This is a genomic window from Nocardiopsis nanhaiensis (genome assembly GCF_054778635.1).
On the sequence record NZ_BAAGZJ010000036.1, the window covers coordinates 21,938 to 34,873 of the forward strand.

Here is a 12,936-nt window from a genome sequence, read left to right on the forward strand (position 1 = left end):
CCCGACCACCCTGGAAGTGGACTGGGCCTGACGGCCGTTCACCAGATCGGCAGGCCCAGTCCACCGCTTTCCGCCCCACCCGAAGTTCGCCCGGCCGGGCGCCGGTCAGCCCGCCAGCAACCACTTCAAGGCCTCCACGGCCACGCGCTGAGTACCCGGTTCCCGTACGGCCACACGGAACCACTCCCGTACCAGCCCCGGAAAGGTGTCGCCGCGGCGAACCGCGATGCCGCGCGCCCCCAGCCTTGGCCTGAGTTCTTCCGCGTTGGGCGCTCTGACCAGCAGGAACGAGGCCTTCACAGCGGGGACGACGGACAGGCCGAGCCCGCTCAACGCCGCAGCGAGCTCTTCTCGGTGACCGGCCGTCGCCCTGGCCCAGGCGTCGGGCTGCGCCAAGGCTCTCGGGGCGCAGCACGCCTCGGTCGCAGCCAAAGCCGGGTCGGTGGCCCGGCACCGTGACTGGCTCTCCACGGAGTGCCCGGGGGGCGCCTTCGCCGAGGTGTTCGACACGGCGATCCGCCAGCGCGTGATCGACGGCTGGCGCTGACACGCGCTTTGACACCCCCCGGCACGCCCGTCCAGCACCCGTGTGTGCCGTCCGCCTGGGACGCCCACCGAAGACTGGGCCTGGCCCCGGCGGGCGGGAAGCCCGTTGTTCCACCCGGAACGCAGGCGCGTATGGTGATCCACGCCGGTGAGGCGCTGGCACGTCGAAGCACAGAGGGGACTCCCAACATGGCCACCGTTCAGAGCTCCCCGATCATGCCCGCGGTCATCCTCGAGACCGACCGCCTCCGTCTGCGCTCGATCCTCGAGCGCGACATCGACGACGTGTACGCCTCATGCGCGGACACCGAGCTGCAGCGCTGGATCCCGATCCCCGCCCCCGGGGAGGCCTACACCCGAGAGAACGCCGAGCAGTTCTGCCTGCACGTCGCACCGTCCGTCCGGACCGGCGGCGACGGCCAGCACTGGGCCGTAGTGGAAGCGGAGACCGACCGCTTCGTCGGGTCGGTGGCCCTGCTGCGCACGCAGTGGCCGGCCATGGTCACGGAGACCGGCTACTGGATCTCACCCTGGGGCCGTGGCCAGGGCTACGCCGCCGAGGCGGTCGTGGCCGTCTCCCGTTGGGCCATCGACCAGGGATTCCAGCGCGTGGAACTCAAGGCGGCCAGCGGGAACACCGCTTCGCGCCGGGTGGCCGAGTCCGCCGGGTTCGTCCGCGAGGGTGTGGAGCGCAACGCGATGCCGCTCCACAAGGGCCGTGCCGACTTGGCGGTGTACGGCCTCATCCCCTCCGACCTGGTCGGCCACTGACCTCATCGGCTGCCGACCCCGTCGATCTCCGGCCCCACCGGCCGCTGATGCCCTCCGGTGCTCTCCGGCCCGAAGCCAGCGGGGACCAACGGGAGGCGCGGGCCGCTCAACCCCAGACCCGGGAGAGCAGCCACTCCTCCGCGTTCGTGTCATGGCACAGTTCGTACACGCCCTGCGAGTAGGCGGACCCTGCCTCCACCCGCCAGTGCCTGCGCTCGGGCACCTGGGACCCCTCACCGGGTGTCCAGTCGCGGCGCAGAGTGACCCAGTAGTCGAGGATCCTGCGCACCCCGTAGACCCTGCCGTCCCAAGTGAAACGGGTGGGCCGCCCGTTGTCCTCCACGACCGTGACCTCCGCCCCGTAGTACCGCCCCACGACTGTTCCCCTCAACATCGACCCGCTCCTGTTTGCCTCAGCGTCCGGCCGCGCGGGAAGGCGCGCCGCCGGGTGGCCCGCCCGTGGGGAAGTACGGCCAGGCGTTCGAACACACATTCGAATGATAGCGAAGGTGAGGCTTCTAGGGAACTGTTTCCCCGTTTCCGGCATCACCTCAAATAGCACCGGCTCTCAGCACCAGCTCTGTCACCACCGGCACCACAGAGCGCCCCGGCCTCGGTCCCCCGCTCGGCCGCAGCCCACGCCCCGTCGGACCGAGGACCACCAGAACCTGTCCGCGTATCGGCATCGGTACGCTGATAAGCGCGAAACTCACGATCCATACAAGGGACCCCCAACTGTGACGTCCAACGGGCACGAAAGCGGCAAACCCCTACGCGCGGGGGACCCACGCGAACTCGACGGTTACCGCATCGTCAGCCGCCTCGGACGCGGTGGCATGGGCACCGTGTACCTCGCCAAGGACGCCACCGAGCGCTCCGTCGCCATCAAACTCATCCACCCGGACCTGGCGGACGACGAATCCTTCCGGCTGCGCTTCGCCCGAGAGGTGGACTCCGCCCGACGCGTCGCCCGCTTCTCCACCGCCGGGGTCATCGACGCCCGTTTGGAGGGCGAGCCCCTCTTCATCGCCTCCGAGTACGTGCCCGGCCCCAATCTCGACGAGGCGGTCCGCGGCGGAACACCGATGCACGGCGGCACTCTGGAGGGCCTGGCGATGGGGGTGGCGGCCGCGCTCACCGCCATCCACGGTTCGGGTATCGTCCACCGCGACCTCAAGCCGGCCAACGTCCTCCTCTCCCCTGTCGGCCCCAAGGTGATCGACTTCGGCATCGCCCGGGCCCTGGACGACACCGGTGGCGCGGTAACCCGGTCCAGCCAGCTCATGGGCACTCCCTCCTACATGGCACCCGAGCTGATCCTGGGCGAGCAGGCCACCGCGGCCGCGGACATCTTCGCCTGGGGCTGCCTGGTCACCTTCGCCGGGACCGGCAAGGCACCCTTCGACGCCGCCACGGTGCCCGCCGTCCTGCACAACATCTCCTCGGCACCGCCGAAACTGGACGGGCTCGACCCGAGCCTGTTCGACCTAGTGAGCTCCGCCCTCGACAAGGAGCCCGGGAACCGGCCCACCTCGCAGCAGATCCTGGCCCGGCTGACCGGCCAGTCGGAGCCGGAGGAGTCCGAGGTGCGGCGCACGATCAGCACCTCGTGGGCGCCGCCGAGCAGCGCCCCCGTGCCCGGCCTGCCACCCGAGGAAACCCAGGCGGGGCAGGGACAGGCACCCGCCGGTGGTTCCACCCCACCTGCCGGTCAGCCCACCGAGACCGGTGACCAGCCCACGCAGGCCGGCGTTCAGTCCACCCAGGCGCATCCGCCGGCACCGCACGACCCGCAGATGCCACCTCCTCAGCAGGGCAAGCCCTACCCCCCGGGAAACGCTCCCCAGCAGGGCCAGTTCCACAACCCGAACCTGCCGCCCCAGCAGGGCATGGGGCAGGGCGGCCCTGGTCCGCAGGGACCGCACAGCCACTACCCCCAGGGCCCGTACGGTCCGAGCGGCGGTCAACCGCCCGTTCCGCGGTCCCAGCAGATGGGACACCCCCCACACGGGCAGTCGCCAGCCCATGGCCAGGCGGTCTTCGGAGCACAGGGCGGCTCGGGCGGCCCCGGCCAGCCCCCGACCGCTCAAACCGCTGCCAACGGGGCCGACGGGTCCGCCGGTGGGCGGCGCAGACTGGTGCTCATCGGCGGCGCGGCGGCCGCGGTGGTGCTGCTGATCGGTGTGGGAGCCACGGCTCTGTTGTCCGGTTCGGAGGCTACTCCCGAGGACATCACCAGCATCTACGCCACCGATTTCGCCACCGATCCCGACTGGATCAGCAACCGTTCCTTCGACCAGGGCGACCCCGAGGACTCGGACGGTCACTGGGAGGAGCAGAACGCGATGGTGTTCCAGCTCGACCCCGACTCCAACCCTTCCCGCGGGGTGGTCGTCCCGTTCGAACGGGAGACCCCCGAGCAAGTCCTCATCGAAACCAACGTCGCCGCTCTGGACGGGCCCGGCGAGGGACAGGTCGGTGTTCGGTGCTGGGACCAGGACGGCGAGGAGGAGCGCACCCAGTACGAGGCACTGCTGCGCTTCGACGGGGAGGAGGCGCAGATCCGCAGGGTGACCGAGGAGAGCGGCAACAACGCGCTCGCCGAAACCACGGACGTGGGGGGCTTCGAGACCTTCGACCTCTACGACGAGCGCTCCTCCGTGACGGGCCTGCCCTACGACGTGCAGGTGGCCGACCTGGTCACCAACAACCTCAAGCTCTCCTGCGAATACGTGAACGAGGAGGGCGAGGACCCGTACATGGACCTGAACATGTGGGTCAACGACAGCCTCGTGGTCTCCGCCACGGACGAGAACCCGCTTCCGGACGACGGCGACCTCGACGACGAGGACCGGCGCCGGGTCGGTGCCGTCATGCGCCCTTCCGCCGGAACGGAACCGCTCGCCGCCGCGTTCACGGACTACGCTCTGTACAGGATCAACGTCGAGGACTGAGCTCACCGGGCCGCGGTCCGTTTCCGGTCCTCGCAGTCGCTCCAGCACCCGTCCCCCAGTGAGGAGAACCATGCGCGCGATCGTGATCGAGGAGAACGGCGGCCCCGAAGTGCTGCGCCTGGCCGACGCCGACGACCCCGTGCCGGGCACCGGCGAAGTGCTCGTGGACGTCGAGGCCAGAGGCGTCAACTTCATCGACATCTACCAGCGCAGCGGCGCCTACAAGATCTCCCTGCCCCACATCCCCGGAATGGAGGCCGCCGGTGTGGTCGCCGGCCTCGGGGAAGGCGTGAGCGACCTGCGGGTGGGCCAGCGGGTCGGCTGGGCGATGGCCCCGGGCGGGTACGCCGACCGGGCAGTGGTGCCTGCGTCCCTTCTGGTTCCCCTGCCCGACGCGGTATCCACCGAACAGGCCGCTGCGCTGCTCCTCCAGGGGCTGACCGCGCACTATCTCACCCACTCGGTACACCCGGTGGGCGAGGGCGAGAGCGTCCTCGTGCACGCCGCAGCAGGCGGTACCGGGCTGCTCATCACGCAGCTGGCCAAGGCGCGCGGTGCCCGGGTGATCGGCACCGTCTCCACCGACGCCAAGGAGCGTGTGGCGCGCGAGGCCGGTGCCGACGAGATCATCCGCTACACCGAGACACCGGTGGCCCCGGCCGTCCGCGACCTCACCAAGGGCGAGGGCGTGGCCGCGGTCTACGACGGGGTCGGGCGGGACACCTTCGAGGCCAGCCTGGAATCGCTGCGGCCGCGCGGCGTACTGGCGCTGTTCGGACAGTCCAGCGGCCCGGTGGACCCCGTCGACCCGCAGCGTCTCAACAGCGCCGGTTCGGTGTACTTGACGCGCCCCTCGCTCGCGTACTTCGTGGCCGACCGCCAAGAACTCCTGGGGCGGACGGAAGACCTCTTCGGCCTGGTGGAGCAGGACCGCCTTCATGTGCGGATCGGCGGTCGGTACGCACTCGACGAGGCGGGACTGGCCCAGAGCGACCTGGCGGCGCGGGGCACCACCGGCAAGCTGCTCCTGGTCTGACCGGCCGGGCACAGCCCGAGCACACAGACCTCACGGCGGTGGTGGCGGGCCCCTCCGTTCGGGACCCGCCGCCACCGCCGTTCTTACGCTGTGCCTCGGTAAGTCAGTTGTGCACCGGAGATACTTGCCGCACCTACGGGGCGGTCAGTCGCCCTCGCGCTGTTCCGGAGCTGGCGGGCCCATGCGCGCGCCCGCCCTGCGGACATCGTCGCGCGCGTCCGCGACCGCCTTTTCCGCAGCTTCGGCCGCGTCCGCCGCAGCCTGCGCGGAGGCGGAGGCCTTCGCCGGGTCGGGGCCGGTGATCTGCGCCGGTCCGCCCTCTTCCCCCTCCTCCGCGTCGGGCCGCTTGGTCGTGGAGGGGGTGGCCTGGGCGGCATCGCCTGCGAAGGCGTGGCTGACGTTCTTGACCGCCTCGGTGAGCTCACCCGGGATCACCCAGAAGGTGTTGCCGTCGCCCTCGGCCAGACTCGGCAGCGTCTCCAAGTACTTGTAGGCGAGGAGCTTGGCGTCGGCGTTGTTGTCGTGCACGGCCTGGAAGACCCGCTCGATCGCCTTGGCCTCACCGTCGGCCCGCAGGATCGCCGCCTGCTGGTCACCCTGGGCCTCCAGGATGGCCTGCTGGCGGGCGCCCTCGGCCTTGAGGATGCGTGACTGGCGCTCACCCTCGGCGTGCAGGATGGCCGCCCGCTTGTCACGGTCGGCCCGCATCTGCTTCTCCATCGCCTCCTTGATGGTGGGCGGCGGGTCGATCGCCTTGATCTCGACCCGGTTGATGCGGATGCCCCACTTGCCGGTGGTCTCGTCCAGAACCCCGCGCAGCCGGGTGTTGATCTCCTCGCGCGAGGTGAGGGTCTTCTCCAGGTCCATGGAACCGATGACGTTACGCAGCGTCGTGACAGTGAGCTGGTCTATGGCCTGGATGTAGTTGGCGACCTCGTAGGCAGCGGCCTTGGGCTGGGTGATCTGGTAGTAGAGCACCGTGTCTATGTTGACCACGAGGTTGTCCTCGGTGATCACGGGCTGCGGACGCGAGCTGAATACCTGCTCACGGAGATCGAACCTGGTGTTGACCCGGTCGACGCCCGGGATGATGAAGTTCAGGCCGGGGTCGAGAGTGCGGATGTAGCGCCCGAAGCGCTCGATGTTGTACGCCCTCGCCTGCGGGACGATACGGATCGCCGACAAAGCGATGGCGACCAGGAGTACAGCGGTAATGATGAACGGTATGTTTTCCACGTTCGGCACCTGTGCCTAGGTCTGGGGGACGTGTCTGTGGCTGTGGCTGGGCTCGGTGTCTGTCGTTGACGTGACGGGTGGCGGACTCTGCTCGCCGGTCCGGTGCGGCCGTTCTGCCCACGCCGGTCCACCTCGGGTCGGATCAGTACTCTTCGTGCCGATTCGCTGCTTTCGGTCCTGCTCGTTGCCTCCGAACCGGTGCAGTGCTCTGCGGACCGGTTCAGTTCTCTTCGGGCCGGTTCAGCCCGGGCAGTTCCGGCAGCGCCTCCCGCGGATAGACCACGGCCGTCGCCCCGTCGATCTCCATGACGTCGACGTGGGCACCGACCGGGATCACGAGGTCCTCGTCGAGGCAGCGTGCCGACCATTCCTCTCCTTGGAGTTTGACCCTCCCCTCGTCGGCGTTGACTTCCTTGAGGACGACCCCGGACTTGCCCACCAGTGCGGCGGTTCCGGAACGGATGTCCGGTCCGCGCTCGATCTGGCGGTCCATGATCGGTTTGACCAGGACGAGGCCAGCGGCGGCCGCGGCGAGGAAACCGATGATCTGCACGACCAACGGGAGCCCGATGGCCCCGAGGAGCCCGGCGACAAGTGCGGCAGCCGCGATGAGTCCGAGCACGAAGGTCATGGTGAAGAACTCGGCGACCCCGAGGGCGGCCGCGAGAATGATCCAGATCAGCCAGGGCATTTTTCTGTGGCCCTCCCGCTGTGGTTTCGGGTAGTCCTTAAGCTACCCACACAGACCCGGCGCACCACAAAATCAGCCAGATGGATACACGATTGCGGCCCGCGCCGCCCCGTTCGCTTCGGGGCACCGCGGGCCGCATCCGTTGCTCCGGGCTACCTGCCGCCGGAGAACTGGTAGACGAGCTGATACGTGGGCCGGTTCTGCCACGCGATGGGCCACATGTCGATGCCGCCGACCGACTGGTGGATCACCGTGTCAGCGCACAGTTGGTCACCGGCCGAGCAGTGGTCGTCACCGGGGTAGACCTCACCTTCCGGGGTGGCTTCCGCCACCGCGAGAGTGTCCAGCAGGACCGTGCGGCAGGAGTCGACATCGCCGTCGCCGCAGTAGGTCTGGTCACCGAGCGTCCCTTCGACGTCGTGGCCGAGGACCGTGCGCAGGTCCTTGTCCACGTAGGACCACCAGCCGTACTGGTAGGCCGAACCCACGTGGCCTACGCCCGACGGCGCCTCGTCGATCGACGCCGCCCGGCTGAGCTCGGTGAACAGGTCCTCGCCCAGTCCCGGCTCGAACTGCGCCTCGACCAGCAGCGGCCACCAGGCGTCCAGCACGCGGATGGCGTCCTCGTGGTCGTAGTGCCCGGCGTCGCGCTCGGGTTCGCGGCGCAGGGAACCGGACTCGCTCCACGCACGCAGGTCCTCCACCGTCTCGGCCAGTTCGGGGGCGTCCACCGCCTCGGTGTCGATCACCTCCAGTAGCACCGGAAGGACCTCCTCGGCACGCAGGTCGGCTACTCCGGCCTCCATCATGGTGGCGGTCAGCGAGGCCGACGTGAACTGGTGCCCCTCCCCGATCCGGTCCGACACCCGGGTGTCCAGCAGATCGTTGCGGTGCACCGAACCGGTGGACCAGGGCGAGGTGTACCCGTCGGCGGGCTTGTTGTTCCAATTGACGATGTAGTCCGGGTTGGTCTCCTGCGGGTGATCCTCCTGCGGGTGGTAGTCGGCCTCGTTGGTGACCGGGTCCCAGCCGGACCAGCCGGAGTCGGAGTAGGCGTCGATCGGCAGGGTCGGGTTGGTGCCCTCGGTCCGGACCGGGTTGGCGCCGGAGTTGATGAAGGCGATGTCCTGGTCGTCGACGTAGTGCCAGTTGAACGCGTACTCGATGTCGTCGGCGGCCTGTGTGAAGGTCTCCGCCGAGGTGATGGCATCGGGGTCGTTGAACTGCTGGAAGCCGAGGATCGAGTCGACCTCGCGCATGTAGGTGGACCGCAGCTCGGTGAAGGCGACGGGTGCGCCGTCAACCGTGGCGAACGACCGCACCAGGCCGAACTCCGAGCGCAGGGAGGTGAGCGTGTATCCGCCCTCGGGCGTGCCGTCGGCGATGGTGGGCGTCCAGTCGTTGCTGACGCTCAGCTCCTCGAAGTCCGTACACTCCCCCGCCGTGTCGACGTAGGAACGCGAGGACGTGTCGGGGTCGGAACCGTCGGTCTCGCACAGTTCGGCCGCGAAGGTGTCGGTGATGTCCTGGCCCGCCGACGTGGCACTCCAGGCGTAGTCGACGCCGCGGCCCATCTGCACGTAGAAGCTCACCCCCGCGAAGGAGGCGCCCCGGGCGCTGATGCCCGGGCCTTGGAGTTCCTGGAGCATGAGGAGCTGCGGGGAGAAGTAGCCGGTCTGGGGCCCCATCACCGCGACGGGGTTGCCGCTCTCAGTGTGCTCCCCGGACACGAGCAGCGCGTTGGACATCCCGCGCGGGTCGAGGAAGTCCTCGGGCAGGACGCCGTCGTCGAAGATGCCCTCAGCGGCGGACAGGTCGCCGTCCTCGACCATCTCGTCGAGTTCCGCCTGCTGCTCCTCGGGGAGCTCGTCGACGGTGGGCGCGTCGGGTCCAGGCACGTCTTCGGCGCTGGAGGCGAGCGAATCGGCCGCGGCGTCGGACTCGGCGGATCCGTACTCGTCGTGGACTATGTCGTAGGGCTCCACGGAGCCGGCGTCGGGGGCCACCTCGCCGACCGGGTCGTCGGGGGTCTGGGCGTAGGGGAACTCGCCGTCGACGCTGGCCACGGCTTCTGGGTCGTTCTCCATACGCCAGGCGTGCCAGAGCTCGAGCCCTTCCTCGGCTCCGTAGCGGTCCTGGAAGTTGGCGAGCACGATCGCGGCCTGAACCTCGCCGCCGCCACCGCCGCCGAAGATGCCGCCGACCATCGCGGCGATCCCGACGACGTCCGTGGGTGTGAAGTGTTCGATCTCCCCGGCGTTGGTGATGGCGTCCTTGTGCCCGGTCAGGACGTACTCGCCCGGGAAGTAGCGGCCGCTGTCGGCGTCGTCGACGTAGGCGTTCACCCCCTCGAGGTAGGCGTCGACGTCGGCGAGGGCCTGCTCACCGCGCTCGCCGCCCTCCGTGGCAGCCCGGTCGATCTGGGCCTGCTTCTCCTCCTCGGTGTACGGGGCGGTGTTCCAGAGGTCCTGTTCGAGTTCGCGGTTGCCCTCCGCGCCTCCGGCGAAGGAGGTGAGTTCACCGCTGCCGACGCGGCGCAGGACGTCCATGAGGAAGAGGCGGTCCTCGCCCGCGGCGTATCCGGCGCCGTACATGGTGCCTTCGCGCGTGGTGCCTTGGACGTGCGGGATGCCGTAGTGGGAGTCCCGGGTGATCGTGACGTCGTCGCGTGGTTGGTACTCACGGCCGACGTCGTCCTCTTCCACGCCGAAGGTGGCGTCGATGAAGAAGTCGTCGAGGCCCTCGTCGGTGAGTCCGTCGTAGTGGTGTACGAGGTCGTCGTACATGTCGAGCTGGCTGGAGGAGTGCTCTGGCCGGGTGCCGAAGGCCTGGTGGGCGAGGATTTCGGCCAGCGTGGCGCTGCCGTTCTGGCCGGGCGGGAGGATGTCGAGGCACCCGTCGGGCGCGCAGTAGTCCTCGTAGGTCGGGGGTTCGGCGAAGGCCGGTATCGCAGGCAGGGCGGCGACGGTGGACGCCGTGATCGCGAGGGCGGCGCCCACGGCACCGGTGCGGAGCCGTCGTCGGAGGGATGGGGGCATGTGCTGTCACCACCTGGGGGTGCGGGCGATGGATCAGCCGAATGTTACGCACGAGTAAGGAAAGTGCGAAAGACATTCATGTTTTACGGCCAGCCTGATCCAAGGCGGCGAAAAATGGGTGGTTTGGAGTGACCCACGCCACACCAGGCAAAATCCCTGCGTGCCTGGGGTGCAGGACTCAGCACGCACGGTCGGCTTTGGCCACATTCGGCCACACCCCGTTCTCATACTGAGACTGACAGTGGACATACAAGCGTCCTTTGACAGAATCCCCCCATGAATCAGCACCCCAATCCCCATCAGGGGCAACCCTGGCAACAGCCCAGCGGCGAGACCCCCGGCTGGGGGCTGCCCCCTGAGCAGCACACCGGCGGCCAGTTGGAGCCCTACGGCACCGGCGGCTACCAGGCCGCCGACACCGGAGGCCAGCCCGTGCCCAACGAGCCCACACTCGACACCATCGGGGACATCGCGATCACGCAGAACACCGTGATCACCCCAGGCGGACGCTTCCCCATCAGGGGGACGGTGTGGACCGTGACCGACATGAGTCGCACCGAGCAGTCCACCCCCGTCTGGGCGATCATCGCGGCCATCCTCACCTTCTGGTGGACCTGTCTGCTCGGCCTGCTCATCCTGCTGGTCAAGGAGACCAAGACCACCGGGCACATCCAGGTCACCGTCCAGGGCGGTGGTCACTACCACGCGGCCCAGATCCCGGTGAACAACAAGGCCTACGTGCACCACGTCAACCAGCAGGTCAACCACGCACGGTCGCTCGCGGCCTGAACCCGGGCCCACACAGGCCGAAAACATCCGACCGGAACACCCCGCTGAATCATGCCGCAGGGCCACCCGGCGGGATGACCGGCAACCCCTCGGGGCACCCTCGGCCAGCAGCCGCTAGACGGCACCGGTGTCCATGTGGTGTTCCACTAGATCCCCCAGCGCATCCAGCCGGGACTCACGGGCCGCGGCGACGTCGGTGTCCGAAGCCACCACGAACCCGCGGCCCGCCCCCGCCGCCCGAGGGAGCGTTCACCGGAGCACCGCCACCAACAGAGCACCGAGGTTCACGGCCTTCGCCAGCCTGACCGCCCTGCGGATGTCGCCCGCCTCAACCGGAAGCCCTTCTCCCATCAAAGGGCGCCGCTCCTCACGGTCCCCGTACGAGTTCGTCCCACCCAGAGTGCGCCCCAGCGCGCCGGCGAAAGCGGCTTCGCACTGCCCGGCGTTCGGACTCGGGTGCGCGTGGCGGTCCCGCCGCCACACGCGCCACGCCCGCCCCGGATCCCCGCCCACCACGGGCGCGGCTAGCACGGCGAGCAGCGCGGTCAGCCGCGCGGGCGCCCACCCGGCCACGTCGTCCAGGTGCGCGGAGGCCTTCCCGAAGCGTTCGTAACGCGCGTTCCGGTGCCCGACCATCGCATCCAAGGTATTGACCGCCCGAAAGCCCACCAGCCCACCGGCACCGCACAGCGAACCCCAGACCAACGGGCCCACCACGGCGTCCGACGTGTTCTCGGCGACGGATTCCACCACGGCCCTGGCGACCCCGGACTCGTCCAGGAACTCGGGGTCGCGCCCACAGAGCCCCCTCACCAACGCGCGGGCTCGCTCCAAGTCGCCTGCTTCCAAAGCGTCAGCGACGCGCTCCGCTTCACGCCCCAACATGCTGCCGCCCAGCACGGTCCACGCGGCCACCGCCGTCGCCAAGGTCCCCCGGGCACGCGATCCCGCCAGAACCACCGGCAGGACGGCCGCGCCCGCGAAGAGCGCACCGGCCCCCACCGAGTCCCGGTAGAGCCAACGCTCCAAGCGCCCCGCAACGGCACCGAAGAGCGCCACCGGATGCCCTCGCTCAGGGTCGGGAACCGCTCTGTCCAGCAGAAACCCGCCAACGAGCCCTCGTCTCAGCCACCCAGTCAACAGCACTCCCTGTCGTTTCCAAACCACAGCAAAACCACGTTTGCCACGCAATGTATTCGCCCATACACCTAGAGCGCCCTACAGTCGACCCGGGGAGGGGACCGCATGCTGGTCGCTGTGGCATCACTGATGATCCTGGCAGGTCAATGGTGGATCTTCTGACCTAGCAGGCCGCCCCTCACCAGGGGCGGCCCCCGGACTTGACGAAACGCCAGCAGCACAGCAGCGCACCAGGTGTTAATCACCGGTAACGTGGGGCGCGAGGCCCAAAGCGACCGGTTTGGTGGAACGCGCGTGGTAACGAGACGCAACTACGAATCACCGTAGTTGGTGAGGCTTTGCCCTCCCGTGAGCGACATCAGACGAATACCCTAGAATGTCTGCTCGGGACACCAGAGACACCACGGCACGGGCCTTCCCGACCGTAGGATCGCCTTCCCGGCCCCACGACCGGCGACACTGCGGTCACCACGCCCTGCCACGCCGGGCCACAACTCAATCGCGCACCCGTAGCTCAGTGGATAGAGCACCGGACTTCTAATCCGACGGCCGCAGGTTCGAATCCTGCCGGGTGCACCACAAAACCCCAGGTCAGACGGGGTGCGTGAGGACCTCGAAAGAGGTCCTCGCGGCGTTTGGGGGCCAGGTGTGCTCCTGGTGTGCTCCCCAGTACAAGGTGGGTGCAGGTGGGCTTCGACCTCCCGGAGCACTTGACCTACGCGTGACCGAACCGCG

The 12,936-nt window shown here is 69.0% G+C and carries 10 protein-coding genes and 1 tRNA gene; 5 read left to right on the forward strand and 6 right to left on the reverse strand.

Annotation, left to right across the window (positions count from 1 at the left end; all coding sequences use genetic code 11):
• Positions 1 to 105 precede the first annotated feature (105 nt).
• Entirely contained in the window at positions 106 to 432 is a 327-nt protein-coding gene (locus tag ACYVD1_RS18140; protein ID WP_460773994.1) for a hypothetical protein, read from the reverse strand.
• Between the two features lie 303 nt (positions 433 to 735).
• Between ACYVD1_RS18140 and ACYVD1_RS18145 the strand changes: the two genes are divergently transcribed.
• Complete coding sequence (locus tag ACYVD1_RS18145) at positions 736 to 1,317, forward strand: GNAT family N-acetyltransferase (RefSeq protein ID WP_460773997.1); 582 nt, start codon at positions 736 to 738, stop codon at positions 1,315 to 1,317.
• A gap of 106 nt (positions 1,318 to 1,423) precedes the next feature.
• Here ACYVD1_RS18145 and ACYVD1_RS18150 read toward each other — a convergent pair whose 3' ends face one another.
• Positions 1,424 to 1,711, reverse strand: coding sequence for a DUF6504 family protein (locus tag ACYVD1_RS18150; protein WP_460774001.1), 288 nt, complete (start codon positions 1,709 to 1,711; stop codon positions 1,424 to 1,426).
• Positions 1,712 to 2,054: 343 nt separating this feature from the next.
• On the opposite strand from ACYVD1_RS18150, the gene ACYVD1_RS18155 reads away from it, so the two are divergent.
• Together ACYVD1_RS18155 and ACYVD1_RS18160 are read left to right on the forward strand one after the other, a co-directional pair.
• Complete coding sequence (locus tag ACYVD1_RS18155; protein WP_460774004.1) at positions 2,055 to 4,271, forward strand: serine/threonine-protein kinase; 2,217 nt, start codon at positions 2,055 to 2,057, stop codon at positions 4,269 to 4,271.
• Between the two features lie 70 nt (positions 4,272 to 4,341).
• Positions 4,342 to 5,307, forward strand: a complete 966-nt coding sequence (locus ACYVD1_RS18160) for a quinone oxidoreductase family protein (RefSeq protein ID WP_460774007.1) — start codon at positions 4,342 to 4,344, stop codon at positions 5,305 to 5,307.
• A gap of 144 nt (positions 5,308 to 5,451) precedes the next feature.
• Here the strand turns inward: ACYVD1_RS18160 and ACYVD1_RS18165 are convergent, their stop codons facing one another.
• The 3 genes from ACYVD1_RS18165 to ACYVD1_RS18175 form a co-directional block, all read right to left on the reverse strand.
• Entirely contained in the window at positions 5,452 to 6,543 is a 1,092-nt protein-coding gene (locus ACYVD1_RS18165; protein ID WP_460774010.1) for an SPFH domain-containing protein, read from the reverse strand.
• A gap of 220 nt (positions 6,544 to 6,763) precedes the next feature.
• The gene (locus tag ACYVD1_RS18170) at positions 6,764 to 7,234 is read right to left on the reverse strand and encodes an NfeD family protein (RefSeq protein ID WP_460774013.1); all 471 of its coding nucleotides are present in this window, start codon (positions 7,232 to 7,234) and stop codon (positions 6,764 to 6,766) included.
• A 152-nt stretch (positions 7,235 to 7,386) separates the two neighbouring features.
• On the reverse strand, positions 7,387 to 10,272 hold the full coding sequence (locus ACYVD1_RS18175) for a penicillin acylase family protein (protein ID WP_460774016.1): 2,886 nt from the start codon (positions 10,270 to 10,272) through the stop codon (positions 7,387 to 7,389).
• 276 nt (positions 10,273 to 10,548) lie between these two features.
• On the opposite strand from ACYVD1_RS18175, the gene ACYVD1_RS18180 reads away from it, so the two are divergent.
• The gene (locus tag ACYVD1_RS18180; RefSeq protein WP_460774020.1) at positions 10,549 to 11,061 is read left to right on the forward strand and encodes a hypothetical protein; all 513 of its coding nucleotides are present in this window, start codon (positions 10,549 to 10,551) and stop codon (positions 11,059 to 11,061) included.
• A 249-nt stretch (positions 11,062 to 11,310) separates the two neighbouring features.
• On the opposite strand, the gene ACYVD1_RS18185 is transcribed toward ACYVD1_RS18180, so the two are convergent.
• Complete coding sequence (locus ACYVD1_RS18185; protein ID WP_460774024.1) at positions 11,311 to 12,207, reverse strand: cobalamin biosynthesis protein; 897 nt, start codon at positions 12,205 to 12,207, stop codon at positions 11,311 to 11,313.
• A gap of 497 nt (positions 12,208 to 12,704) precedes the next feature.
• On the opposite strand from ACYVD1_RS18185, the gene ACYVD1_RS18190 reads away from it, so the two are divergent.
• Positions 12,705 to 12,780 (forward strand) — tRNA-Arg (locus tag ACYVD1_RS18190).
• The last annotated feature ends 156 nt before the right edge of the window (positions 12,781 to 12,936 follow it).

What these genes read in the sequence shown, in the direction of transcription:
- ACYVD1_RS18160 (WP_460774007.1), top strand. Translation starts at nt 4,342, where the DNA reads ATGCGCGCGATCGTGATCGAGGAGAACGGCGGCCCCGAAGTGCTGCGC.
- ACYVD1_RS18145 (WP_460773997.1), top strand. Translation starts at nt 736, where the DNA reads ATGGCCACCGTTCAGAGCTCCCCGATCATGCCCGCGGTCATCCTCGAG.
- ACYVD1_RS18180 (WP_460774020.1), top strand. Translation starts at nt 10,549, where the DNA reads ATGAATCAGCACCCCAATCCCCATCAGGGGCAACCCTGGCAACAGCCC.
- ACYVD1_RS18175 (WP_460774016.1), bottom strand. Translation starts at nt 10,272, where the DNA reads ATGCCCCCATCCCTCCGACGACGGCTCCGCACCGGTGCCGTGGGCGCC.
- ACYVD1_RS18150 (WP_460774001.1), bottom strand. Translation starts at nt 1,711, where the DNA reads ATGTTGAGGGGAACAGTCGTGGGGCGGTACTACGGGGCGGAGGTCACG.
- ACYVD1_RS18170 (WP_460774013.1), bottom strand. Translation starts at nt 7,234, where the DNA reads ATGCCCTGGCTGATCTGGATCATTCTCGCGGCCGCCCTCGGGGTCGCC.